Origin of the sequence: Kitasatospora sp. NPDC127035, assembly GCF_042726075.1 — a bacterium.
GTDB lineage: Bacteria > Actinomycetota > Actinomycetes > Streptomycetales > Streptomycetaceae > Kitasatospora.
In genome coordinates this window covers 37525-61989 of the sequence record NZ_JBHXDN010000004.1, presented here as the reverse complement: position 1 = coordinate 61989, position 24465 = coordinate 37525, and the positions used below count along the sequence as shown (strand labels likewise).

General features: G+C 73.8%; 24 protein-coding genes and 2 pseudogenes. 15 read left to right on the top strand and 11 right to left on the bottom strand.

Annotation, left to right across the window (positions count from 1 at the left end):
- Positions 1-77: 77 nt before the first annotated feature.
- On the bottom strand, positions 78-1643 hold the full coding sequence (locus ACFWIC_RS03335; RefSeq protein ID WP_329952137.1) for an MFS transporter: 1566 nt from the start codon (positions 1641-1643) through the stop codon (positions 78-80).
- Positions 1644-1785: 142 nt separating this feature from the next.
- On the opposite strand from ACFWIC_RS03335, the gene ACFWIC_RS03330 reads away from it, so the two are divergent.
- Complete coding sequence (locus ACFWIC_RS03330; RefSeq protein ID WP_329881919.1) at positions 1786-2301, top strand: MarR family transcriptional regulator; 516 nt, start codon at positions 1786-1788, stop codon at positions 2299-2301.
- A gap of 58 nt (positions 2302-2359) precedes the next feature.
- Positions 2360-2878, top strand: a complete 519-nt coding sequence (locus ACFWIC_RS03325; RefSeq protein WP_380515392.1) for a GNAT family N-acetyltransferase — start codon at positions 2360-2362, stop codon at positions 2876-2878.
- 75 nt (positions 2879-2953) lie between these two features.
- On the opposite strand, the gene ACFWIC_RS03320 is transcribed toward ACFWIC_RS03325, so the two are convergent.
- A complete protein-coding gene (locus ACFWIC_RS03320; protein WP_380515390.1) occupies positions 2954-3562 on the bottom strand; it encodes a methylated-DNA--[protein]-cysteine S-methyltransferase in 609 nt (202 codons plus the stop codon).
- A 2-nt stretch (positions 3563-3564) separates the two neighbouring features.
- Entirely contained in the window at positions 3565-5079 is a 1515-nt protein-coding gene (locus ACFWIC_RS03315; protein WP_380515387.1) for a DNA-3-methyladenine glycosylase 2 family protein, read from the bottom strand.
- A 216-nt stretch (positions 5080-5295) separates the two neighbouring features.
- Between ACFWIC_RS03315 and ACFWIC_RS03310 the strand changes: the two genes are divergently transcribed.
- Positions 5296-5751, top strand: a complete 456-nt coding sequence (locus ACFWIC_RS03310; RefSeq protein ID WP_355404311.1) for an ASCH domain-containing protein — start codon at positions 5296-5298, stop codon at positions 5749-5751.
- A gap of 167 nt (positions 5752-5918) precedes the next feature.
- On the opposite strand, the gene rsgA is transcribed toward ACFWIC_RS03310, so the two are convergent.
- Positions 5919-7049 (bottom strand): ribosome small subunit-dependent GTPase A, encoded by a 1131-nt coding sequence (rsgA, locus tag ACFWIC_RS03305; RefSeq protein WP_380515383.1) that lies wholly within the window; start codon positions 7047-7049, stop codon positions 5919-5921.
- Between the two features lie 378 nt (positions 7050-7427).
- Positions 7428-8723, bottom strand: coding sequence for a YihY/virulence factor BrkB family protein (locus tag ACFWIC_RS03300; protein ID WP_329881915.1), 1296 nt, complete (start codon positions 8721-8723; stop codon positions 7428-7430).
- A 300-nt stretch (positions 8724-9023) separates the two neighbouring features.
- Here ACFWIC_RS03300 and ACFWIC_RS03295 point away from each other — a divergent pair, with 300 nt between their 5' ends.
- The 11 genes and pseudogenes from ACFWIC_RS03295 to ACFWIC_RS03245 all read left to right on the top strand — a co-directional run bounded on the left by ACFWIC_RS03295 (position 9024) and on the right by ACFWIC_RS03245 (position 19115).
- On the top strand, positions 9024-9107 hold the full coding sequence (locus tag ACFWIC_RS03295) for a putative leader peptide (RefSeq protein ID WP_310593185.1): 84 nt from the start codon (positions 9024-9026) through the stop codon (positions 9105-9107).
- A gap of 199 nt (positions 9108-9306) precedes the next feature.
- A complete protein-coding gene (locus ACFWIC_RS03290; protein WP_329881914.1) occupies positions 9307-11031 on the top strand; it encodes a nitrite/sulfite reductase in 1725 nt (574 codons plus the stop codon).
- Positions 11028-11207: pseudogene (locus ACFWIC_RS03285) on the top strand (hypothetical protein); the annotation flags it as partial. The gene ACFWIC_RS03290 and the pseudogene ACFWIC_RS03285, both read left to right, overlap by 4 nt.
- A 73-nt stretch (positions 11208-11280) precedes the next feature.
- On the top strand, positions 11281-11985 hold the full coding sequence (locus tag ACFWIC_RS03280; RefSeq protein WP_329952132.1) for a phosphoadenylyl-sulfate reductase: 705 nt from the start codon (positions 11281-11283) through the stop codon (positions 11983-11985).
- 79 nt (positions 11986-12064) lie between these two features.
- Positions 12065-12664, top strand: a complete 600-nt coding sequence (gene cysC, locus ACFWIC_RS03275) for an adenylyl-sulfate kinase (protein ID WP_329881912.1) — start codon at positions 12065-12067, stop codon at positions 12662-12664.
- Complete coding sequence (cysD, locus tag ACFWIC_RS03270) at positions 12661-13617, top strand: sulfate adenylyltransferase subunit CysD (RefSeq protein ID WP_329952131.1); 957 nt, start codon at positions 12661-12663, stop codon at positions 13615-13617. The genes cysC and cysD overlap by 4 nt, the downstream gene beginning before the upstream one ends.
- Complete coding sequence (locus tag ACFWIC_RS03265; protein ID WP_329952130.1) at positions 13617-14963, top strand: GTP-binding protein; 1347 nt, start codon at positions 13617-13619, stop codon at positions 14961-14963. Before cysD ends, ACFWIC_RS03265 begins: the two co-directional genes overlap by 1 nt.
- A gap of 271 nt (positions 14964-15234) precedes the next feature.
- Positions 15235-16401 carry an aliphatic sulfonate ABC transporter substrate-binding protein gene (locus tag ACFWIC_RS03260; RefSeq protein ID WP_355404300.1) on the top strand — a complete coding sequence of 389 codons (1167 nt, stop codon included), beginning with the start codon at positions 15235-15237 and terminating at the stop codon, positions 16399-16401.
- 215 nt (positions 16402-16616) lie between these two features.
- Entirely contained in the window at positions 16617-17420 is an 804-nt protein-coding gene (locus ACFWIC_RS03255; protein WP_329952128.1) for an ABC transporter ATP-binding protein, read from the top strand.
- Positions 17407-18321, top strand: coding sequence for an ABC transporter permease (locus tag ACFWIC_RS03250; protein ID WP_380360902.1), 915 nt, complete (start codon positions 17407-17409; stop codon positions 18319-18321). Before ACFWIC_RS03255 ends, ACFWIC_RS03250 begins: the two co-directional genes overlap by 14 nt.
- An 11-nt stretch (positions 18322-18332) precedes the next feature.
- Entirely contained in the window at positions 18333-19115 is a 783-nt protein-coding gene (locus tag ACFWIC_RS03245; protein WP_380515374.1) for a sirohydrochlorin chelatase, read from the top strand.
- Between the two features lie 22 nt (positions 19116-19137).
- Here the strand turns inward: ACFWIC_RS03245 and ACFWIC_RS03240 are convergent.
- The 3 genes and pseudogenes from ACFWIC_RS03240 to ACFWIC_RS03230 all read right to left on the bottom strand — a co-directional run.
- Positions 19138-19299 (bottom strand): annotated as a pseudogene (locus tag ACFWIC_RS03240) (VapC toxin family PIN domain ribonuclease); the annotation flags it as partial.
- Positions 19300-19426: 127 nt separating this feature from the next.
- Positions 19427-19747, bottom strand: a complete 321-nt coding sequence (locus ACFWIC_RS03235; protein ID WP_329881904.1) for a multidrug efflux SMR transporter — start codon at positions 19745-19747, stop codon at positions 19427-19429.
- Between the two features lie 4 nt (positions 19748-19751).
- Positions 19752-20462 (bottom strand): FMN-dependent NADH-azoreductase, encoded by a 711-nt coding sequence (locus tag ACFWIC_RS03230; protein WP_380515371.1) that lies wholly within the window; start codon positions 20460-20462, stop codon positions 19752-19754.
- An 84-nt stretch (positions 20463-20546) separates the two neighbouring features.
- On the opposite strand from ACFWIC_RS03230, the gene ACFWIC_RS03225 reads away from it, so the two are divergent.
- The gene (locus tag ACFWIC_RS03225) at positions 20547-21155 is read left to right on the top strand and encodes a helix-turn-helix domain-containing protein (protein WP_329881902.1); all 609 of its coding nucleotides are present in this window, start codon (positions 20547-20549) and stop codon (positions 21153-21155) included.
- A 15-nt stretch (positions 21156-21170) separates the two neighbouring features.
- Here the strand turns inward: ACFWIC_RS03225 and ACFWIC_RS03220 are convergent, their stop codons facing one another.
- From ACFWIC_RS03220 to ACFWIC_RS03210, 3 genes are all read right to left on the bottom strand, one after another.
- Positions 21171-21947, bottom strand: a complete 777-nt coding sequence (locus tag ACFWIC_RS03220) for a ricin-type beta-trefoil lectin domain protein (RefSeq protein WP_380515368.1) — start codon at positions 21945-21947, stop codon at positions 21171-21173.
- A gap of 405 nt (positions 21948-22352) precedes the next feature.
- Positions 22353-24050: a DEAD/DEAH box helicase gene (locus ACFWIC_RS03215; protein ID WP_329952124.1), complete on the bottom strand. Its 1698-nt coding sequence runs from the start codon at positions 24048-24050 to the stop codon at positions 22353-22355.
- Between the two features lie 159 nt (positions 24051-24209).
- On the bottom strand, positions 24210-24413 hold the full coding sequence (locus ACFWIC_RS03210) for a cold-shock protein (RefSeq protein ID WP_329881899.1): 204 nt from the start codon (positions 24411-24413) through the stop codon (positions 24210-24212).
- Positions 24414-24465: the final 52 nt, after the last annotated feature.

The window sequence follows — 24465 nt, the reverse complement described above, 5'->3', positions numbered from 1 at the left end:
CTGAGCCCCGCACCACCCGGCCCCGGCGGGGGGGGGGGCCGGGGCCCCCGTCCGCCGCCCCGGCCGTTCCCGTCCTCTCAGCGGCGGACCGCCGGACGGACCGGGCGGGTGAGCGCCACCGCGAGGGCGGCGACCCCGGCGAGGAGGAGCAGCACCGACCGGCCGCCGAGCGCCGGGCCCGCCAGGTGGACGCCGAGCACCGGCAACGCGGTACCGAGCGCCGTACCGAGGCTGCGGGCCATGTTGACCATGCCGCCGCCGACCGCCGAGCACTCCGCCGGGATCGCCCGCATCACCAGCGCGTTGTTGGCCGGCAGCAGCACACCGAGCCCGCAGCCGACGACCGCCAGGGGCAGGGCGAGCAGGTGGGCGGGCGCGCCGGCGGCCGGGAGCAGCGCGCAGCACAGCAGACCCGTCCCGGCGAGGGCGGCACCGAAGCGGCACCGGGCGACGTCCGTCCAGCTGCGCGGGAGCAGCGCGCCGCCGGCCGACGCGGCCACCGCGAAGGCGGCCGGGAGCAGGGTGATCACGAGGCCGGCCCCGGCGGTCGGCAGGCCCGACTCGGCGAGCAGGACCGGGCCCAGCACCAGCGGGCAGAACAGCAGCAGGTACCCGATCAGCGAGACGGCGAGGCCGGGCCGGACTCCGGGGGTGTTGACCAGGCCGGGCGCGAGGATCGGCCGGGTGGCCCGGCGCTCCTGGCGGACCAGGCCGAACGCGAGCAGGACGGCGGCGAGCAGCAGTCCGATCACCGCCCAGCCGGGGAGCGGCAGGCCGGAGGCGGCGGAGAGGGCCAGCAGCAGGGCGGTGGACGAGCCGGTGAGCAACAGCAGACCGGGCAGGTCGAAGCGGCCGGCGCCACCGTCGGAGTCGGGGGCCCGGCGCGGACGCGGGAGGCGCGCGGCGGTCCGGGCGCCGGGGAGGCCGCCCGGACGTGGGGCCGGACGTGGCAACGGACGCGGGCCCGGCGTGCCGGGACGGGCGGCGGACGGGGCCGCGGCGGGAAGGACGTCGGGGCGGGTCCGGGGCAGCAGGAACCAGCCGGCGACGATGCCGACCAGGCTGATCGGCACGTTGACCCAGAACACCCAGCGCCAGGACGCGTGCTCCACCAGCAGCCCGCCGAGGCTGGGCCCGAGCGCCAGTCCCAGTCCCTGGGCGGTCGCCTGGACGCCGAGCGCCCGTCGCATCGCGTGCCCGGGCACGCCGCGCGCGACCAGGGCGACGCTGTTGGCCTGCATCATGGCGCCGCCGACCGCCTGCACCGCCCGGCACGCGACCAGCGTCCCGAGTCCGCCGGCGAACCCGGCGCCCAGCGAGGCGAGGCCGAAGACGGCGAACCCGCCGAGGTAGACGGTCTTGCGGCCGACCAGGTCGGAGAGGCGCCCGACCGGCGCGAGCAGGGCCACCAGGACCAGGAGGTAGGCGAGGGCGACCCACTCGACGGCGGCGAATCCGGTGTGGAAGTGGCGCTGGAGCTCCGGGTAGACGAGGGCGGTGACGCTGGCCGTGAGCTGGCCGAGGAAGGCGCCCAGGCAGACGGTGGCGACGGCGAGCCAGTGGGCGTGCCGTCGGCGGGCTATGCCGCGCGGCCGGGGGTGCTCGGTGAGCAGCCGGGTGGCGAGGGTCGACGCGGCGTTCATACGGCGAAATATATCGGATGCAGATATGTTCTCTCTACGAGATGATCGGTGTGCGATCTGGCGGCCGACGACCGGGATCGATCGCCGTCGACCGGATCAAGGCCGTCGGAGACCGTCCGCACCAGGCGCTACGCTGTCCGCCATGCCGTCGTCACCACCCGTTCCCGAACCCGCCTCCGGGCCGGCCGTCGTCGGCCCCCAGGACCCGGAAACCGCGGCGGTCGAACGCGCCCGACGGCTCACCGACGTGGTCACCCGGCTCCGCCGCACCCTGCGCAGCAGCATCCGGACCGACTACCCCTGGGAATCCCTGCCGATGGCGCAGGTCGAGCTCCTCCAGACGCTCGCCGCCGCCCCGCTGCGCGTCGGCGAACTGGCCGCCCGGCAACGGCTCGCCCCGAACACCGTCAGCGGTCTGGTCGGCAAACTGCTGGAGGCCGGTTTCGTCGACCGCCAGGCCGACCCCGGCGACCGCCGCACCGCCCGGATCGCCCTCACCCCGGCCGGTCGGCGCCAGCTCGACGACTGGCAGCACGCCCACGAGCGCCGCATCGCCACCGCGCTCGACGCCCTGTCCCCCGCCGACCGCGACGCCGTCATGCACGCCCTGCCCGCCCTGGAGAACCTCGCCCGGGCGCTCGCCGAACCGGTCCTCTGAGCAGCGGGCACCGCGAAAACCGGTCGCCGGAGGCCGCACCGCCGACTACCGTCCGGCCATGGACCCCTCCCTCCTCCGTCTCGAACCCTGGACCGACGTGGACCTCGGGCTGCTGCGCCGGATCAACACCCCGGACATGCGCGCGCACGTCGGCGGCCCCGAGAGCGAGGAGCGGATGCTCGTCCGCCACCGCCGCTACCTGGACCTCGTCCCGTCCGGCATCGGCTGCATGTACCGCATCGTGCTGGAGCCCGAGGACGAGGCCGTCGGCAGCGTCGGCTACGCCGAGCGCGACTGGCAGGGCGCGACCGTCTACGAGATGGGCTGGAACGTCCTGCCGGGCCACCAGGGCCGGGGCATCGCCGCGGCGGCGGCCCGCGCCGCCGTACGGGCCGCCGCCCGCACCGCCCGCCACCCCTGGCTGCACGCCTTCCCGTCCGTCGGCCACCCCGCGTCCAACGCGGTCTGCCGCAAGGCGGGTTTCACCCTCCTCGGCGAGACCGACTTCGAGTTCCCGCCCGGCCGCCGGATGCGCAGCAACGACTGGCGCGTGGCGCTGACGGCCGACCCGGCCTGACCGGCTCCCGCGGCGGGCCGCCGACCGTCCGCGTACCGCACCGCCGGCCGGCCGGTGGGGCCGGTGGGGCCGGGCTCAGAACAGGGCGCCGCTCTCCAGGTCCAGCAGCCAGCGCTTGCGGTCGGTCCCGGCGGCGAAGCCGGTCAGGGCGCCGTTGGCGCCGAGGACGCGGTGGCAGGGGCGGACGATGAGCAGGGGGTTGGCACCGACCGCGCCACCGACCGCGCGGACGGCCTTCGGGGACTCGCCCGCCAGCGCGGTGAGCCGGCCGTAGGTGACGGTCTCGCCGTACGGGATCCGGTCGAGGGCGGCCCAGACCCGGCGGCGGAAGTCGGTGCCCACCGGGGCGAGCGGGAGGTCGAAGTGGGTCAGCTCCCCGGCGAAGTAGGCGGTCAGCTGGGCCACCGGCTCGGTCAGCGCGGCCGGATCGTGCACCCAGTCGTCGTCGGGCTCGGCGAGCGCGTACTTCTGGCCGGGGGCGGTGACGGTGGCCAGCGCGGCCGGACCGCCGTCCACGGGGCGGACGCCGCTGAGCATCAGCCGCCCGAACGGGCTCTCCATGAAGGTGAAGACGGTGGTGCCGGCGCCGGCCGTGCTCGGCTCGGTGCCGGTCTGCTCGGTGCCGGTCTGCTCGGTGTGCTCGGTGGTGCTCGGCTCGGTGCCGGTCTGCTCGGTGGTGCTCATCGTCAGGTGTTCTCCGTTCCAGTGCTGGGGTCGGTGGCCTGGCCCGCCCAGAGGCGGTGGAGGGCGTAGGAGCGCCAGGGGGCCCAGGCCTCGGCCGTGCGGGCGGCGGACTTCGGGTCGCCGTCGGCGCCGAGCCGGAGCAGTCCGTGCTTGACGCCGATGTCGGTCGGCAGGAAGACGTCCGGGTCGGCGAGGGCCCGCATCCGCAGGTAGCCGACGGTCCACGGGCCGATGCCGGGCAGGGCGAGCAGCTGCGCGGCCGCCTCCTCCCGGTCGACCCCGCCGTCGAGCCGGACGACGCCCTCGGCGAGGGCGGCGCAGAGGCCGGTGAGGGCCCGGCGACGGGCGGCCGGCATCGCGAAGTCCTCGGGATCCGCGACCGCGAGGGCGGCGGCGGTCGGGAAGAGCAGCCGCAGCCCGCCGCTGGGCTCGGGCAGCGCGCAGCCGTACTTCACGGCGAGCCGGCCGGCCAGGGTACGGGCCGCGACGACGGTGACCTGCTGACCGAGGACGGCCCGGACGGCCAGCTCGTGCGGGTCGACGTGGCCGGGCGAGCGCAGGCCCGGGCGGGCCCGGACCAGCGGGCCGAGCAGCGGGTCGGCGCCGAGCTGGTCGTCGACCGCGAGCGGGTCGGCGTCCAGGTCGAACAGCACCCGCAGGCGCTGGACGGAGGTCGGCAGGTCACGCAGGTCGGTGAGGAAGAGCCGGCAGTCCAGCCAGCCGCGGGCACGCGGCTCGCCGGGGGCGAGGCCGTCCACCTCGGCGATGCCGTGGCCGTACGGGAGCGCGAGGGTGCGGCGGTAGGTGCGGACGCCCGGCCGGGAGCCGGGCACGACCTCCTCCACGCCGGGGACGGCGCGCAGGGCGAGGAAGTCGATCAGGTGGTCGCTGTCGAGGGCGCCCCGGTAGGCCAGCCGCAGGGCGAGGCCGCCCGCCGGGGTGGCGGTCCGCCGGCCCGCCGTGACCTCGGCGCGCAGGCCGCTCGGCGTGCGGTCGTACACCTCGCGGACGGTGTCGTTGAACTGCCGCACGGAGGCGAACCCGGAGGCGAAGGCGATCTCGGTGACCGGCAGCTCGGTGGTCTGGAGCAGGAGCCGCGCCGTCTGCGCCCGGCGGGCACGGGCCAGCGCGATCGGGCCGGCGCCGAGTTCGGCGGTGAGCTGACGCTGGAGCTGGCGGGAGCTGTAGCCGAGGCGCTGGGCCAGGCCGGCGACGCCCTCGCGGTCCACGATGCCGTCGCCGATCAGCCGCATCGCGCGGCCGACCAGGTCGGCCCGGTGGTTCCACTCCGGCGAGCCCGGGACGGAGTCGGGGCGGCAGCGGCGGCAGGCCCGGAAGCCCGCGCTCTGGGCGGCGGCGGCGCTGGGGTAGAAGGTGCAGTTGACGCGCTTGGGGGTCACGGCCGGGCAGCTCGGCCGGCAGTAGATCCCGGTCGAGGTGACAGCCGTGAAGAAGACGCCGTCGAAGCGGGCGTCCCGGCTGTCCACAGCTCGGTACCGGATGTCGTCGTCGATCACGCTGTCCAGTCTGCGGCACCGGAGGGGGCTCGACTGGCGGAAATCGGACGTGACCGTCCGGACCCGTGGGGACGCCGGGGCGGCGGGCGGGACGGGCCCGCCGAGCCGCCGCCCGACCGGTCGGAAAACCGCGCGCCACCCGACGGCGGAACGGCTACGCTGCGCTCGATCCCGCCCCGGCCGACCCCGGCCGACCCGCGTCCTGAGGAGCCCCGCATGCCCGAGCAGTCCTACACCGGCCCGGACGACCCTCGGATCGCCGGGCTGCGGGTGGAGGAGTTCGCGTTCCCCGGACCGCTCCGGGACAAGCTGGTCGCGGCCGTGCTCTCCGGCGCCAAGACCAGCACCACCGGGCTGGTCGTCGAGTACGAGCACGAGGGGGAGCCGCTCCCCAGGGCCGGTACCCGTGGCGCGGTGGTCGACTCGGCCGGGCGGGTCGTCGCGGTGACCGAGACGACGGACGTCCGGGTCGTCCTGCTCGGCGAGGTCGGACTGCAGCACGCCCTGGACGAGGGCGAGGGCTATGCGACGGTCGCGGAGTGGCGGGCCGCGCACGAGCGGTTCTGGCACGGCGACGAGCTGCGCGCGGCCCTCGGCGACCCGGACTTCACCGTGGACGACGTCACCCCGGTCGTGCTGGAGCGTTTCCGGCTGGTGGCCGACCTCCGCTGACGCCCGCCTGGCCGGCCGGGCAGGCGGGCGGGCGGGCGGGCGTCAGCGGGGCAGGCCAGCGGCTGGGCGGCCACGGTCGGCGGGGCGGAGGGACGAGCCCCCAGGGGACCCGCCGCCCGCCGCCACCACCGACCGACCGACCGGCCGACCGGCTGCGGAGCAGGACGTCACCGCTTCACGGGACCTCCCGCCGCGCGCATCGACTTGGTGATGGTCTTCCACTTCTTCAGCCGGGCCGACGCGAGCCGGGCGTCCGAGCGGGAGGCGATCCACTCGCCCTCCCGCTGGAGCTTGCGGTAGCTCTCCAGCCGACGCTCCGGGAGGCTCCCTTCGGCCAGCGCGGCGATCACCGCGCAACCGGGCTCGGTGTGGTGGTTGCAGTCGTGGAAGCGGCAGTCCTCGGCCAGCTCCTCGATGTCGGCGAAGGCGAGTGCCACGCCCTCGCCGCCGTAGAGGCCGACCTCGCGGAGACCGGGCGTGTCGATCAGCACCCCGCCGCCGGGCAGCGGGACCAGCTCGCGCGTGGTGGTGGTGTGCCGGCCCTTCTGGTCGACGGCGCGGGCCTGCTGGACGGCCATCACGTCGGCCCCGGCGAGCACGTTGGTCAGGGTGGACTTGCCGACGCCGGACTGTCCGATCACGGCGGTGGTGCCGGGCGTGCAGGCGCGCAGCACGTCCACCCCCTCGCCGGTCTCGGCGCTGACCACCAGCACGGTGACGCCGGGCGCCGCGGCCTCGACGTCGGCCCGGATGAAGTCGGCGTCGTCGACCAGGTCGGCCTTGGTGAGCGCGACCAGCGGCTCGGCGCCGGACTCCCAGGCGAGGGCGAGGAAGCGCTCGATCCGGCCCAGGTCGGGCTCGGCGGCGAGCGACGCGGCGATCACCACGGTGTCGACGTTGGCGGCCAGCACCTGGCCGTCGGAGCGCTTGCCCGCGACCTTGCGGATGATCGCGGTGGACCGCGGCAGCAGCGCCACGACGGTGGCCATCGGCCGGGCCGTGAGGTCGACGGCGGCCCAGTCCCCGGTGCAGGGGCAGTTGATCATGTCGGCGTCGCCGACCGGCCGGGTGTCGGCCCGGACGGTGCGCAGCGTGCCGGTCTCCGGGTCGGTCAGGACGGCGTCGCACTGGCCACGGTCGACCCGGACGATCCGGGCAGGCGTCAGACCGGCCTCGGCGAGGGGCGCGAACAGGTCGTCGAGCTCGGCCGTCCAGCCGTACCCGGCCAGCGGGGAGTCCTCGTGGGAGGAGGAGACGGGAAGAGAAGAGGAAACGGAAGCGGAGGCAGCGTTGAACAACGCAGTGGGCCCTTCGGGAGGAAAGTGATCCCGCCGGGCTGCGGCTGCACGTGCGAGGGGCTACGTCAGCCGACGGCCGGCAGGGAGAGGTGGATGCGGGCGCTGCCCAGGGCAGCCGTCATGACAGTCGTGGCCATGGGACCCACCTCCTGCTTTCTCTCCTCGGACCGGCATTGGCACGGCCCGAACCGGACGACTCACACCGTAGCCAAGCCGCCCCCGCCTGCCAACCGGTTTTTCACCGGCGGATTCACCGCGACGAACCCGGCCCCGACCCTGCCCCGACGCCGGTCCCGAAGCCGGCCGCGAGCCCGGCGCCGTCCCGCCCCCGCCGCCGTCCCGTCCCGGGTCCGGCCGCGTCCCGGGACCGGACCCGCCTCAGCGCCGGTCCCACGGCGGGCGGGGCGGGTGGCTGGGCAGCGGGTACTCCGGGGGCGGTGCGACCGGCCGGTCGCTGTCCGGCGGGGGTGGCGCGGGCCGGTGGTGCGGACCGCCCCCGCGCGCGGCGATCCGGCCGCGGACGTTGTCGGCGGCCAGCACGTCGGCCCACCGCTCGGGGTACTCGGAGGGGACGTCGACCTCCTCGCCCTCGTCCTCCCAGTGCTCCTCCTCGCCGCCCTCGGCGAGGCCGAGCTCACGCGCCCGGCGGGCCCGCTCGACGGCACGGCGGGCGGCCACCTCTCGGACCACGGCGGCGGCCGCCTCCTCGTGGGCGCGCTCGTTCTCGGCCCGGGCGTCGGCCGTCTCCAGGGTGGGCCAGCGGCGGTCTATGGCCGCGTTCATCGCGGCGCCGATGAGCACCGCGAGCGCCACCACGAAGATCCAGAGCAGGACGGCGACCGGGGCGGCCAGCGAGCCGTACACCGAGTGGCCCTCGATGGAGCTGACCAGGTAGAGGCGGAGCGCGACGCTGCAGAAGACCAGCACCACCAGCGCCACCAGGGCCCCGGGGATGTCCTCCCGCCAGGGCGTGGAGACCGGCACGGCGAGGTGGTAGAGGGTCGTCAGCGAGACGATCAGCAGCAGGATGGCGAACGGCCAGTAGGCGGCGTTGACCAGCCCGGCGATCCCCGGGACGGCGTTCATCACCAGCCCGGGCCCGGCCATCAGCAGCGGCAGCACCAGCGAGCCGATGACCAGGGCGCCCAGGTAGAGGCCGAGCGACATCAGCCGGGTCTTGACGATGCCCCGCTTGCCGTCGAGCCCGTACATCACGGTGATGGTGTCGATGAAGATGTAGAGCGCCCGGGATCCGGACCAGAGCGAGAGCAGGAAGCCGATCGAGATCAGGTCGGGCCGGGTCTGGTCGAAGACCTGGCCCAGCAGCGGCTGCACGACCTCGGTGATCGAGGAGTCGGAGAGGACCGTCCCCGCGGCCTTGACGATGTCGGCCTTGAGGTTGTCGATGGTGCCGGCGCCGAGGAAGTCGTCGAGGTAGCCGAGGGTGCCGGCGAGGCAGAGCAGCAGGGGTGGGATGGAGAGGAGGGTGAAGAACGCCGCCTCCGCCGCGAGGCCGGTGACCCGGTACTCGACACAGGTGTTGGTGGTGTCCTTGACCAGGGCCCAGGTGGTGGACCGCCAGGTGACCTGTCTGGCCGCCCGCCGGGAGCCCTTGCCCCGACGACGGGAGGGCCGCTCGGGGTTCGGTCTGGTCGTTTCGCCTGCTGCTTGCACAGGGCTAACGGTATCGGGCCGTGGCCGGTCCACTGATCTCCCGTGGCGCGGAGCCGCCGTTCGACCCGTCGTCCGACCCGCGGCGGCCGCCCGCCGGACACTTCCCGAACACCCGCCGACCATCTGCCGGCCCCGCGCCGGCCCCGGGGCGAGGCCGTGCCGACCGTCCGTCGACGATCTGCCGAGGGGCCCGGAACGGGGAGCGGCGGGAACGCTCCGACATCTCAGTATTCGAAACCTTCTGGTCCAGAATACGGACGTTAGTGGACCGCGAGTCGTGCTCCGTGCGAATCTCTTGCCATGCCGAGCGCCGGAACCACCCTAGTAGGTCGACTTCACGTCGATCTCCTTCGCGTGTCCAGCGCCATCTGTCCGGTGACCTGAGCCCCACCCCGCCGCCACCCACCGCACCCGGCGCCACCACCTCGCCGTCCCCGCCGCAGCGGACGCGCAGGCGCCCGCCCGGTCAGCCGGTCACTGCATCGCAGGCCTTGAGAACCCGCAGGTCACAGCAGCACCGAACCGCCGAGCTCGTCCAGCGACCCACCCGGCGTCAGAGCCACCTGCCCCGAAGGACTTCACCATGGCCACCACTCCCGAGACCGCCGAGCCCACGGCCGACGCCGCCCCCGCGCGACGCCCCGCCGCGCCTCGCAAGGTGACCCGTCACCGCGGTGAGGGCCAGTGGGGCATGGGCCACTTCACCCCTCTGAACGCCAACGAGCAGTTCAAGAAGGACGACGACGGTCTCAACGTGCGGACACGTATTGAGACGATCTACGCGCACCGGGGCTTCGACTCGATCGACCCGGCCGACCTCCGCGGCCGGATGCGCTGGTGGGGTCTCTACACCCAGCGCAAGGAAGGCATCGACGGCGGCAAGACCGCGATCCTCGACCCGCACGAGCTCGACGCCGAGTACTTCATGCTCCGCGTCCGCATCGACGGCGGCCGGCTGACCGTCGCCCAGCTCCGCGCCGTCGCCGAGGTCTCGCAGGAGTACGGCCGCAACACCGCCGACCTGACCGACCGGCAGAACGTCCAGTACCACTGGATCCGGATCGAGGACGTCCCCTCCATCTGGCAGAAGCTGGAGGCCGTCGGCCTCTCCACCACCGAGGCCTGCGGTGACACCCCCCGCGTCATCCTCGGCTCCCCGGTGGCCGGCATCGCCGAGGACGAGATCATCGACGGCACCTCCGCCATCGACGAGATCCAGCGCCGGTTCATCGGCAACAAGGACTTCTCCAACCTGCCGCGCAAGTTCAAGTCCGCCGTCTCCGGCTCCCCGCTGCTGGACGTCGCGCACGAGATCAACGACATCGCCTTCGTCGGCGTCGTCCACCCCGAGCACGGCCCCGGCTTCGACCTCTGGGTCGGCGGCGGCCTCTCCACCAACCCCAAGCTCGGCGTGCGGCTCGGCGCGTGGGTCCCGCTCGACGAGGTCGCCGACGTCTACGGCGGTGTGATCGGCATCTTCCGCGACTACGGCTACCGCCGGCTGCGCAACCGCGCCCGGCTGAAGTTCCTGGTCGCCGACTGGGGCGTGGAGAAGTTCCGCCAGGTACTGGAGGACGAGTACCTCAAGTACCAGCTGGTCGACGGCCCCGCCCCGGCGGAGCCCGCCGGCCGCTGGCGCGACCACGTCGGGGTGCACCGGCAGAAGGACGGCCGCTACTACGTCGGCTTCGCGCCGCGCGTCGGCCGGGTCGACGGCAAGCTGCTCGGACAGATCGCCGACCTCGCCGAGGCCCACGGCAGCGACCGCCTGCGCACCACCGCCGAGCAGAAGATGCTCGTCCTCGACATCACCGAGGACCGGGTCGAGTCGCTGGTGGCCGGCCTGGAGGCGCTGGACCTGCGGGTCACGCCCTCACCGTTCCGCCGCGGCACCATGGCCTGCACCGGCATCGAGTACTGCAAGCTCGCCATCGTCGAGACCAAGGAGCGCGGCCGCACGCTCATCGACGAGCTGGAGAAGCGCCTCCCCGACTTCGAGGAGCCGCTGACCATCAACATCAACGGCTGCCCGAACGCCTGCGCCCGCATCCAGGTCGCCGACATCGGTCTCAAGGGCCAGCTGGTGACCGACGAGCAGGGCAACCAGGTCGAGGGCTACCAGGTCCACCTGGGCGGCGCGCTCGGGCTGGAGGCCGGCTTCGGCCGCAAGGTCCGCGGCCTCAAGGTCACCAAGGACGGCCTGCCCGACTACGTCGAGCGCGTCCTGACCCGGTACCAGGCCGACCGCGCCGAGGGCGAGCGGTTCGCCCAGTGGGCGGCCAGGGCCGGCGAGGAGCAGCTGTCGTGAGCGAGCGCGCCGCACCGTTCTTCTGCCCGTACTGCGGTGACGAGGACCTGCGCCCCTCCGAGGTCGGACACGGCGCCTGGGAGTGCCACGGCTGCCGCCGGGCCTTCCAGCTGAAGTTCCTCGGCCTGCTCTCCCCCGCCAACGGGGCCCGGGCCAACGGCGCCCGGACCGGTGGGAACCAGACCGGTGGGAACCAGGGCGGCGGCAGCCCGGACAACGCGAGTCGGACCAGTGGGGGGAGCGCACCGCATGACCACCGCGACCACTGATGACCACCGGGCGCTGGCCGAGCAGGCCGGCCGGGAGCTGGAGGAGGCCACCCCGCAGGAGATCCTGCGCTGGGCCGCCGACACCTTCGGCAAGCGGTTCTGCGTCACCTCCTCCATGGAGGACGCGGTCGTCGCCCACCTCGCCTCCTCCGTCTTCCCCGGCGTGGACGTGGTCTTCCTGGACACCGGCTACCACTTCCCGGAGACCATCGGCACCCGGGACGCGGTGGCGGCGGTGATGCCGGTCAACGTCATCACGCTCACCCCGGCGCTGACCGTGGCCGAGCAGGACGCCCTGCACGGGCCGCACCTGCACGACCGCGACCCGGACCTGTGCTGCTCGCTGCGGAAGGTCGAGCCGCTCAACCGCGGCCTCGGCGGCTACGACGCCTGGGCCACCGGGCTGCGCCGCGACGACTCACCGGCCCGCGCCGGCACCCCGGTGGTCTCCTGGGACGCCCGGCGCCGCAAGGTCAAGATCGCCCCGATCGCCCGGTGGACGCAGGAGGACGTGGACGCCTACGTCAACGCCAACGGCGTGCTGCTCAACCCCCTGCTGTGGGAGGGCTACACGTCGATCGGCTGTTCGCCGCTCTCCTGCACCCGCAAGCCCGGGGAGGGCGAGGACGCCCGGGCGGGCCGCTGGTCCGGCACCGGCAAGACCGAGTGCGGCATTCACCTCTGAGCCACCTCCGGGCATCCTCCGTGCCACCCCCGCCGCACATGATCGATCGTCAACACCCCTTCCGTCTGGAGAAGTCACCGTGAGCACAGTCCACACCCCGGTCGCCGAGAGAGCCGCAGAGGCGGCCCGTGCGGCCGCCCCCTGCGAGCGCGGCGCCACCGTGTGGCTGACCGGGCTGCCGAGCGCGGGCAAGACCACGCTGGCCTTCGCCCTGGCCGAGCGGCTGCGCGCCGAGGGCCACCGGGTGGAGGTGCTGGACGGCGACGAGATCCGCGAGTTCCTCTCCAAGGGCCTCGGGTTCTCCCGCGAGGACCGGCACACCAACGTCACCCGGATCGGCTTCGTCGCCGAGAAGCTCGCCGCCAACGGCGTCAAGGTGCTCGCCCCGGTGATCGCGCCGTTCGCCGACTCCCGCACCGCCGTCCGCGAGCGGCACGCCGCGAACGGCACGGACTTCCTGGAGATCCACGTCGCCACCCCGGTCGAGCTCTGCGCCGAGCGCGACGTCAAGGGGCTCTACGCGAAGCAGGCCGCCGGCGAGATCTCCGGCCTGACAGGGGTTGACGACCCGTACGAGGCGCCGGAGCATCCGGAGCTGCGCCTGCAGACGCAGGGCCGCGCGGTGGCCGAGTCCGCCGCGGAGCTGCACGCCTTCCTGACCGAGAGGGGCCTCGCATGACCACCGCGACCCAGAACCCGGTGCAGGCCGACGACCCCGACCAGAACGCCGGGGGGGCCTTCACGCTGTCCCACCTGGACACGCTGGAGGCCGAGTCGGTGCACATCTTCCGCGAGGTCGCGGGGGAGTTCGAGCGCCCGGTGATCCTGTTCTCGGGCGGCAAGGACTCCATCGTCATGCTGCACCTGGCGCTCAAGGCCTTCTGGCCGGCCGCCGTCCCGTTCTCGCTGCTGCACGTCGACACCGGCCACAACTTCCCCGAGGTCATCGCCTACCGCGACCGCGTGGTGGCCGAGCACAACCTGCGCCTGCACGTCGCCCACGTCCAGGACTTCATCGACGACGGCCGGCTGCGCGAGCGCCCCGACGGCACCCGCAACCCGCTGCAGACCGTCCCGCTGCTGGACGCCATCGAGACGGGCCGCTTCGACGCCGTCTTCGGCGGCGGACGCCGCGACGAGGAGAAGGCCCGCGCCAAGGAGCGCGTCTTCTCGCTGCGCGACGAGTTCGGCGCCTGGGACCCGCGCCGCCAGCGCCCCGAGCTGTGGTCGCTCTACAACGGCCGGCACGCGGTCGGCGAGCACGTCCGCGTCTTCCCGCTCTCCAACTGGACCGAGCTGGACGTCTGGCAGTACATCGAGCGCGAGTCCATCGAGCTCCCGGAGATCTACTACGCCCACGAGCGCGACGTTTTCGCCCGCGACGGCATGTGGCTGACCGCCGGCGAGTGGGGCGGCCCCAAGGAGAGCGAGCCGGTCGAGCGGCGCCTGATCCGCTACCGGACCGTCGGTGACATGTCCTGCACCGGCGCCGTCGACTCGGACGCGACCGACATCCGGGCCGTCATCGTCGAGATCGCGGCCAGCCGCCTCACCGAGCGCGGCGCCACCCGCGCCGACGACAAGCTCTCCGAGGCCGCGATGGAAGACCGCAAGCGCGAGGGATACTTCTAATGAGCACCACCCAGGAAACCACCGCCACCTCGCTGCTGCGCTTCGCCACCGCCGGCTCCGTCGACGACGGCAAGTCCACCCTGGTGGGCCGCCTGCTGCACGACTCCAAGTCGGTGCTGGCCGACCAGCTGGAGGCCGTCGAGCACGCCTCCCGCAGCCGCGGCCAGGAGACGCCCGACCTCGCGCTGCTCACCGACGGCCTGCGCGCCGAACGCGAGCAGGGCATCACCATCGACGTCGCGTACCGCTACTTCGCCACCCCGCGGCGGCGGTTCATCCTCGCCGACACCCCGGGGCACGTGCAGTACACCCGGAACATGGTGACCGGCGCCTCCACCGCGGAGCTCGCCGTCGTCCTGGTGGACGCCCGCAACGGCGTGGTCGAGCAGACCCGCCGGCACGCCGCCGTCGCCGCGCTGCTGCGCGTGCCGCACGTCGTGCTGGCCGTCAACAAGATGGACCTCGTCGAGTACGCGGAGCCGGTGTTCGCCGCCATCGCCGAGGAGTTCACCGCCTACGCCGCCTCGCTCGGCGTCAAGGACGTGGTGGCCGTCCCGATCTCGGCCCTGGCCGGGGACAACGTCGTCGAGCCCTCCGCGCACATGGACTGGTACGGCGGTCCGACCCTGCTGGAGCACCTGGAGACCGTCCCGGTCGGCAGCGACCCGAGCATCGAGCCGGTCCGCTTCCCGGTCCAGTACGTGATCCGCCCCCAGACCGAGGACCACCCCGACTACCGCGGCTACGCGGGGCAGTTGGCCTCCGGCGTGCTGCGGGTCGGCGACCCGGTGACGGTGCTGCCCTCCGGCCACACCACCACGGTCGTGGGCATCGACGCGCTCGGCCGGGAGACCGACGCCGCCTGGGCCCCCCAGTCGGTGACCGTCCGCCTCGCCGACGACCTCGACATCTCCCGCGGCGACCTGATCGCGGCCGGCCCGGCCCCCGTCCCGACCAAGGACATCGAGGCCACCGTCAGCCACCTCAGCGAGCGCCCGCTGCGGGCCGGCGACAAGGTGCTGCTCAAGCACACCACCCGCACGGTCCGCGCGCTGGTCAAGGAGATCTCCTACCGGATCGACATCACCGCGCCGATCCGCGACGGGAAGCTCGAACAGGGCTCCGGCGCCGACGGCCTGAACGTCAACGACATCGGCCACGTGGTGCTCCGCACCGCCGAACCGCTGGCGCTCGACGGCTACTCCGACAACCGTCTGACCGGGTCGTTCCTGCTGATCGACCCGGCCGACGGCACCACCCTCACCGCCGGCATGGCGGGCGAGGCGTTCGACACCGTACGCAGCAACGACGCTTCCGACACACCGGACGAGGAGGACTGGGTCTGATGCCCAGCGAGGCGTTCTCGGGCATGGACAAGGAAGGCGGCCGCATAGGCAGCGGCGTCCTCGGCAGCGGCCAGGGCGGCCTGACGCGATGTGTGAGCCGACAGGGCTGACAACAGCCCTGTCACCGGGCCGGTCACTGTTCCGCCCCACAGCCGGAACAGCAGTGCCGACCCGGCTTGCCCCGCATCACTCGATGCCGCAAGCACCACCCTGACCGTTGTCCGCCCCGAGACCGCATCCCGGCGGTCCGTCCGCGAGAAGGACTTCCACCATGGCACCGCACCAGGCGCTCCCGCACGCCCACCAGCCGCATAGCCCGGCACATCCCGGCGCTGGCCGGATCAGACGCTCCGCCGCCGCAGCCGTGGCCGGGCTGACCGCCGTGACCCTGCTCTCCGCCTGCGGCTACGGCTCGAAGAGCGACGACAGCAAGCCCAGCACCGCTGCCGCCGGTTCCGCCAGCGCCGCCAAGCTCTCCGCCGACTCGGTGAAGATCGGCTACTTCGCCAACCTCACCCACGGCACCCCGCTGGTCGGCCTCCAGGAGGGCATCCTCCAGAAGGAGCTCGGCGCCACCCAGATCAAGACCCAGGTCTTCAACGCGGGCCCGGCCGAGATCGAGGCGCTCAACGCCGGCTCCATCGACATCGGCTGGATCGGCCCCTCCCCCGCGATCAACGGCTACACCAAGTCCGAGGGCAAGTCGCTGAAGATCATCGGCGGTTCGGCCTCCGGTGGCGTCAAGCTGGTGGTCAACCCGGAGAAGATCGCCACCCTGGACGACCTCAAGGGCAAGAAGATCGCCACCCCGCAGCTGGGCAACACCCAGGACGTGGCGCTCCTCAACTACCTGGCCGGCAAGGGCTACAAGGTCGACGCCCAGTCCGGCGCCGGCGACGTCAGCGTGGTCCGCTCGGACAACAAGGTCACCCCGGACGCCTACAAGCAGGGCTCGATCGACGGCGCCTGGGTGCCGGAGCCGACCGCGTCCAAGCTGGTCACCCTCGGCGCGAAGGTCCTCCTCAACGAGAAGGACATCTGGCCGAACAAGCAGTTCGTGATCACCAACATCATCGTCTCGCAGAAGTTCCTGGCCGAGCACCCCGACGTGGTCGAGGCCGTCCTGCGCGGCTCGGTGACCACCAACGCCTTCATCAAGGCCAACCCGGACAAGGCCAAGGCCATCGCCAACGAGGCCATCAAGAAGGAGGCCGGCAACGCCCTGGAGGCCGCCATCCTCGACCCCGCGTGGGCCGACATCGACTTCCTGGACGACCCGCTGGCCGCCACCCTGCAGACCGAGGCCGACAACGCGGTGACCGCCGGTCTGCTCAAGAAGCCGAACCTGAGCGGGATCTACGACCTCACCCTGCTCAACAAGGTGCTCAAGGAGAAGGGCCAGACCACCGTGGCGGACGCCGGACTCGGCACCAAGTAACACCCCCCACGGCACCGGTGGGCGCGCCTGCAGCGTGCCCACCGCGTTCAAGCCCCGCGGTCCGGACCCCCCGCCCGCCCAGGCCCCGTGCCCGCTCGATGCCCCGAGCACGGTGCGGGCGGGGGCCCGGACCCCGGCTCCCTTCGCCACCACCCCTCCACGGCCCGCCGGCGGGCCGGAGGGGCCCATGACCACACCACGCAGGAGGTGCCCGGATGACCCCGGCACTGACCACCTCGGACGACGCCCCCGGCGTCGGCACCCGGAACGGCGCGCCCGCCGTCCGGATATCGCACGTGCACAAGTCCTTCGGCCGCCCCGGCGCGCAGACGCACGTCCTGGACGACATCACCCTCGATGTCGCACCGGGCGAGTTCGTCACGCTGCTCGGCGCCTCGGGCTGCGGCAAGTCCACCCTGCTCAACCTGGTCGCCGGCCTCGACGCGCCCACCGCGGGCACCATCGAGGTACCCGGGGGACGCCCCGCGCTGATGTTCCAGGAACACGCGCTCTTCCCCTGGCTCACGGCCGGAAAGAACATCGAACTCGCCCTCAAGCTCGCCGGTGTCCCCCGGGCCGAGCGCCGCGCCGAGGCCGAGCGGCTGCTCGAACTCGTCCGCCTCCAGGGCTCCCACGGCAAGCGCGTGCACGAGCTCTCCGGCGGCATGCGCCAGCGCGTCGCCCTGGCCCGCGCGCTCGCCCAGGGCAGCTCGCTGCTGCTCATGGACGAGCCGTTCGCCGCCCTCGACGCCATCACCCGCGACGTCCTGCACGACGAGATCACCCGCATCTGGGCCGAGCGCAAGCTCTCCGTCCTCTTCGTCACCCACAACGTGCGGGAGGCCGTCCGGCTCGCCCAGCGCGTGGTGCTGCTCTCCTCGCGCCCCGGCCGGGTCGCCCGCGAGTGGCGGATCGACCTCCCGCAGCCGCGCCGGATCGAGTCCTCCGGCGTGGCCGACCTGTCCATCGAGATCACCGAAGAACTGCGTGGGGAGATCCGCCGCCATGGCCAGCACTGACACCACGCCCACCAGCCGGGCCACCCTGGACAAGGCTCCCGGTGCGGACAGTGCCGACGTCGGCGCCGGCCTCGACGCGCTCGACGCCGTCAGCACCCAGGGCAGCTCGGTCGCGGACACCCTGCGGCAGAAGGCGCTGCCGCCGCTGCTCGGCGTGCTCCTGGTGCTCGCCCTGTGGCAGGGCGCCTACAGCCTGGAGATCACCAGCTCCTACAAGCTGCCCAGCCCGTCCGACGTCTGGCAGGCCGCCACGGACCTGTGGTCGGCCGGCACGCTGTTCTCGATCATCTGGACCAGCGTCTGGCGCGGCCTCTCCGGCTTCGTCGTCGCCGTCATCATCGGCACCCCGATCGGCCTGCTGGTCTCCCGGGTCAAGCCGGTCCGGGCCGCTCTCGGACCGGTCCTCTCCGGCCTCCAGTCACTGCCCTCGGTCGCCTGGGTGCCGGCCGCCGTCATCTGGCTCGGCATCAACGACTCGATGATGTACGCGGTCATCCTGCTCGGCGCCGTCCCGTCCATCGCCAACGGCCTGGTGGCCGGCATCGACCAGGTGCCGCCGCTGTTCCTGCGCGCCGGGCGCACCATCGGCGCCACCGGCCTGACCGGCGCCCGCCACATCCTGCTCCCCGCCGCGCTCCCCGGCTACCTGTCCGGACTCAAGCAGGGCTGGGCGTTCTCCTGGCGCTCGCTGATGGCCGCCGAACTCGTCGCCTCCTCCCCCGACCTGGGCCTCGGCCTCGGCCGGTACCTGGAGAACCAGCGCGAGTTCTCGGACATGGCCGGCGTCCTGCTCGGCATCATCCTCATCCTGTTCGTCGGCATCGCCATCGAACTCCTCGTCTTCACCCCGGTCGAGCGCCGGGTCCTGCGCAACCGCGGCCTGCTGGCCGCCGTCAAGTAAGGCCGCTCCGCATGAACGAAGGCCGGCTGTCCGCCGCCCCCGCCACCCCGGTGGCGGCGGGCAGCCCCGCCCTGCTGCTGATCGCCCACGGCAGCCGCGACGCCCGGCACGCCGCCACCGTCGCCGACCTGGTCGCCCGGGTCCGCGCGCTGCGCCCCGGCCTCGACGTCGCCACCGCCTACCTGGACCACTGCGCCCCGCGGATCCCGCAGGTCGTCTCCCGGCTCGGCTCCGCCGCGGTGGCCGTGCCGCTGCTCCTCAACCGCGCGTTCCACGCCAAGCACGACATCCCCGCCGCCCTGCGCGCGGCCGGCGCCGGACTGCCGACGGCCGACGTCCTCGGCCCGTCCCCGCTGCTGCTCGCCGCCCTCGACCGCCGGCTCACCGAGGCCGGCCCGGAGCTCGCGTCCGCCGCCGTCCGGGCCCGCACCGGCGTCGTCCTGGCGGCGGCCGGCTCCTCCGACCCGGCCGCCGACGCCGCCACCCGCGCCGTCGCCGCCGAGTGGCGCCGCACCCGCGGCTGGGCCGCCGTCGAGGTCGCCTACGCCTCCGCCGACGGTCCCCGCGTCCCCGACGCCCTGGCCGCGCTGCGCCGCGCCGGCGCCCGGCGGACCGCCGTCGCCCCCTACCTGCTCGCCCCCGGCCGTCTCCCCGACCGCATCGCCGGGGCCGCCCACGGCGCGGACCTCCTCGCCGACGTCCTCGGCGCCGCCCCCGAGGTCGCCCGTCTCCTCCTCCACCGCTACGACGCGGCCCGCCGGACCGCGTCGGCCGCCCCCGCACTGGCCGCCTGATCCCGAGCGCGGCTCGGGCTCGGGCGTGGTCCAGGATGCTGTGCTCGCCGAGGTCGGGGGCATGGCGGGCCACGGTGCGGTGGTCGGCGTCGTCGTGCAGCACGGTGGGCCCGTGGTGCGCGGCAGTCGCCGCGATCAGGAGGTCGACCGCGGAAGCGCTCCGGTGCCGGCCGGTGAGAGCCAGCCATCGCGCGCTCCAATGCCTCTTCATCGATGTCGATCTGCGTCACGGACATTCACGCCTCCGCTGTATCGATGTCGGTTATGTACATGGGACTATGCGCCACCACCATCGATCCGGAGGCCCCGGCTCAGTCGGTGGTGCCGAGGTGGACGGTGACCAGGCCGGTGGTGATCAGGGCGAGGCCCGCGAGGGCCGCCGGGGACGGCGTCTCGTGGCGCAGGACCAGCCCGGTCAGGACGGCTCCGATCGTGCCGATGCCGGTGAAGACGGCGTACGAGGTGCCCACCGGCAGGTCCTGGAGCGCGCGCGACAGCAGGTAGACCGCACCGAGCATCAGGACGAGGCAGAGCGCGGTCTGCGGGAGCCGGGTGAACCCCTCGGTCGGCTTGATGGACTGCGCCCAGGCGACCTCCACCGCTCCCGCCAGCAGCAGCCAGATCCACGGCACGGCGTCAGCCCGCCCGCGGGACGCGGTAGCCGACGAGCTTGTTGCCGAGCTCCTGGGCCCGGTACAGCGCGTCGGCGGCCGACTCCCGGTGCTGCTCCAGCCGGCCGGCCAGCGCGGGGTCGACCAGCGAGTTGACCAGTTCGGCGGCGATGACCTCGCCGTCCTCGACCGCGTAGTGGCCGCGGAAGAAGTCGAGCAGGTAGCGGCCGTTGTGGTCGAAGGGCGCGCGCGGGGTGCCGGGCCCGTAGGCGCCGCCGCGGGCGGCGACGACCACGAACTTCCGCGGGGCGAGGACCATCTTCGGGAACGTCACCTGGTCGATCCAGGCCTTGAGCGCGGCGGGTATGCCGAAGTTGTACATCGGCGCCCCGATCAGCACCACGTCCGCCGCGACCAGTTCGTCGAGCAGCGGCCGGACGACCGCCCAGGCCTCCTGCTCCTGTGCGGTGCGGACGGCCTCGGGGTAGCGGTCGGTCTCGGTGATGCCCTCGCGCAGCAGGGTGTCGCAGATCCGGGTCCAGCCCTCGCGGATCGGGGGCAGGGGTTCGGCGGCGAGGTCGCGGTGGGTGACCTCGCCCCCGCCCCCCAGCCAGGCTTCGGCGAAGGCCTCGCCGAGACGGCGGGTGAAGGAGTCGGAGCGCGCGCTGCTGTCGAGGTGCAGGAGGTGGGACACGGTGAACCCCCGGGTGGAGACGGGTACGGAAGGCCTGGGCATTAAGTGGACACTCCGTCCACTTACGTCCGCCGTCCACCGTAGAGCGAAGTGGACCAGGTGTCCACTTCGCTCTACGGTGAAGCCATGACGGAACTCCCGATGGCCGACGGCCCCCCACCGCGCGAGCGGGCCGACGCCGCCCGCAACCGGGCCAAGGTCCTCGCCGCCGCCGAGGGGCTGTTCGCGGCGGGCGATCCGGCCGCCGTCACCATGGACGACATCGCCAAGGCGGCCGGCATCGGCCGCGGCACCCTCTACCGCCGCTACCCGGACCGTGCGTCGATCGCCCGCGCCCTGCTCGACGAGCACGAGCGGGCCCTCCAGGAGCAACTGCTGCGCGGCGCCCCGCCGCTCGGACCGGGCGGCGGGGCGGGTGAGGCGCATCCGACGCCGGCCGACCGGCTGGCCGCGTTCTACCGGGCGATGGTCGACCTCCTGGAGACCCACGTCCACCTGGTGCTGGGCGCGGAGACCGGCCTCGCCCGCTTCCGGACCGGCGCCTACGCGTTCTGGCGGCTGCACGTCACCCACCTCGCCCGGCAGGCCGGCCTGCCGGACCCGGAGACGCTCGCCGACCAGCTCCTCGCCCCGCTCGCCCCCGAGCTCTTCCGCCACCAGCGCGACAGCGGCCGCACCCCCGGGCAGATCACCGCCGGCCTCTCGACCCTCGCGCACGGCACCCTGGGCCGGTGAGGCCCGGGCGCCCGGTCAGGCGGGGACGTGCCAGATCTGGTTGTCCGCGCCGTTGCAGTCCCAGATGCCGAGCTGGTTGCCGTTGGTGGCGACGAAGCCCAGGTTGTCCAGGCAGCGGCCGGACTGCGGGTTGAGGATCGAACCGTCGGCCCGGACCTGCCACTGCTGGGCGCCGGTGCCGTTGCAGGTGAACAGCTGCACCTTGGTGCCGTTGGCCGTCGCGGCGCCGGTGACGTCCAGGCACTTGTTGAGCGCCCGGACGGTGCCGTCGACGGCGATCTTCCACTGCTGGGCGTTGGTGCCGTTGCAGTCGTAGATCTGGACGGGAGTGCGGTCGGCGCTGCTCGCGCCCTTCACGTCCACGCACTTGCCGGCGTACCCGGAGATCTGACCGATCGGGCCGGCCGGCTGCGGCGGGAGCTTGGGGCCGGCGATCACACCGGCCGCCATCGCGGTCTCGTTGACGTTGCACGACAGCGAGACGGAGCCGTCGCCGGCCCAGCTGTAGCTGCTGACGAACCGGTTGAAGGGGTGGCCGTTGGAGAGGTACTGACAGGTGGCCGTGACGTACCAGGTCTGCAGCGGGTCGATGCCGGAACACTGGCCGTACGCGTTCCAGCCGGAGGTGTAGGCGTAGCAGGTCCCGGCGAGCACCTCCGCACCGGCCTGCGCGGCCTGCGCGGTGGGTGCGGCCTGCGCGGTGGGTGCGGCCTGGGCGGTGGCGGCCGGCGCGACGATCGCGGCGGCGGCTCCGAGCAGAACGGTGCTGAACAGGGCGGCGGTACGGCGCATCGGAAGGTCCTTCCGGAGACGGGTGGGCCCGGTCAACCCGCGGGCGGCAGCCGTGTGGTGACGGTGCGCCAGTTGTGCGGGTCGCGTGAAAGCCTCAGCGGATACCGGACGGCCGTCAATGACCGCCGTCCGATATCCGCCAACCCTCCGTCCACGGAGCGGCCCCGGCCCCGGGTGGACGAACCACCCGGGACCAGCACCCGCGAGGAGCCGGACCCGCCACCGGACCGCACCCGCCGGACGGGCCGATCCGTCCGGAAAGCACCCGCCCCGCACCCGCCACCGCCCCCGGGTACGCACGTGTCACGTCGGCAGTCGCCGCCCGCACCGCGTCAGCGGGGGCAACGCCGAACGGCCCGGCTCCCCCGTTCACCGGGGGAGCCGGGCCGTTCACGGTCGAGTCGCTCAGTCGGCCTGGCGGCGCTGGCGGCCGGTGCCGTAGTTGGAGCCGGACTTGGCGCCGCTGCCGGGCTTGGCACGGCCGGAGGAGCGGCCGATGAATCCGGCCGCCTGGCGGGAACCGCCGCCGCCCTGGCCGCCCTGGCCGCTGCCGGAACCACCGGCACCGAGCCGCTGCTTCGGACGGGGGCGGCGCGGGTTGCCGTTCATGTCGACGTCGGCGGGCAGCGCGGAGCGCTTGCCGGGGCGACGGCGCGGGGCGGAGGACTTGCCCTCGGCCGCCGGGGCGGCGGCCGGGGCGGGCACCGCCAGGGTGACCGGGACGCCGCTGGGGGTACGGGCGCCGGTGATCCGGGTCAGCTCGGCGTCACCGGGACGGATCCTGGTGGTGGTCGGGCGGATGCCGGCCACCGTCATCAGCCGGTTGACCTCGCGGCGCTGGTCGGGCAGCACGAGGGTGACCACGGTGCCGGACTCGCCGGCCCGGGCGGTGCGGCCGCCGCGGTGCAGGTAGTCCTTGTGGTCGATCGGCGGGTCGATGTTGACGACCAGGTCGAGGCCCTCGATGTGGATACCGCGGGCGGCGACGTTGGTGGCGATCAGCGCGGTGATGTGACCGTCACGGAACTGGTCGAGCACCCGGTTGCGCTGCGGCTGGGACTTGCCGCCGTGCAGGGCCGCGGCCTTCACACCGGTGGCGAGCAGCTGCTTGGCGAGCCGGTCCGCGCCGTGCTTGGTGTGCACGAACATGATCACGCGCCCGTCGCGGGAGGCGATGTGGGCGGCGGCGGAGGCCTTGTCGGCCTGCTCCAGCTGCAGCAGGTGGTGGTCCATGGTGGTGACGGCACCGGCCGAGGGGTCCACCGAGTGGGTGACCGGGTCGGTCAGGAAGCGCTTGACCAGGCGGTCGACGTTGCGGTCCAGGGTGGCGGAGAACAGCATCCGCTGCCCGCCCTCGGCGACCTGCTCCAGCAGCTTGGTGACCTGCGGCAGGAAGCCCATGTCGGCCATCTGGTCGGCCTCGTCCAGCACGGTGATCGCGACGTCGGAGAGGTTGACGTCGCCGCGGCCGATCAGGTCGTCCAGCCGGCCGGGGGTGGCGACCAGCACCTCGGCGCCGCGCCGGACGGCGTTGGCCTGCCGGGTGATCGACATACCGCCGACGACGGTGGCGATCCGCAGGTTGACGGCGGTGGCGTACGGCGTGAGCGCCTCGGTCACCTGCTGGGCCAGCTCGCGGGTGGGCGTCAGCACGAGCGCCAGCGGGTGGCGGGCGTCGGCGCGCTTGCCGGCGGTGCGGGCGAGGACCGGCAGGCCGAAGGCCAGGGTCTTGCCGGAGCCGGTACGGCCGCGGCCGAGCACGTCGCGGCCGGCGATCGAGTCGGGCAGGGTGGCCGCCTGGATCGGGAACGGCTCGATGACGCCCTCGCGGGTGAGCGCGCTCAGGATGCCCTTGGGGAGCTCCAGCTCGGCGAAGCTCGCCGCCGGGGGCCGGGCCGGGGTGCCCTCGACGACGGTGAAGTCGGCGGCCTCGGCGACGCGGGGCGCGTTGCGGCGAGGGGTGCGGGGGGCACCGCCGCGGGGGGCGCCGGAACGGGCGCCCTCGGTGCGGGGCGCGCCGGCGCGCGGGGCACCGCCGGTGCGGGTGGTGCGGGGCTTGCGGGTGCGACCGCCGTCGCGGGGCGGCTGGGCAGGGGTGGTCACGGTTTCTCCATCCGTCGGTCAACAGCCCCGTTCAAAGGGCTGCCCGGCCGTCGGGAAAGGAGTGCGCCGCCCCGGCCGTTCGGCGGCATGGACGAGGGCCCGCACCGTGCGGTACGGGCCCTCGCTACGCGAGATCGCGAGTCAGCTCGGAAGCCGGACTCAGATGACGCGGATGTTCTCGGCCTGCGGGCCCTTCTGGCCCTGGGTCACGTCGAACTCGACCTTCTGACCCTCGACCAGCTCGCGGAAGCCCTGGGCGCTGATGTTCGAGTAGTGGGCGAACACGTCCGGGCCGCCGGTCTCCTGCTCGATGAAGCCGAAGCCCTTTTCGCTGTTGAACCACTTCACGGTGCCGGTAGCCATAACCGTCTCCTCTAACTGGGGCATCGGAGCCCACACCTCGTGGACCCCGTGT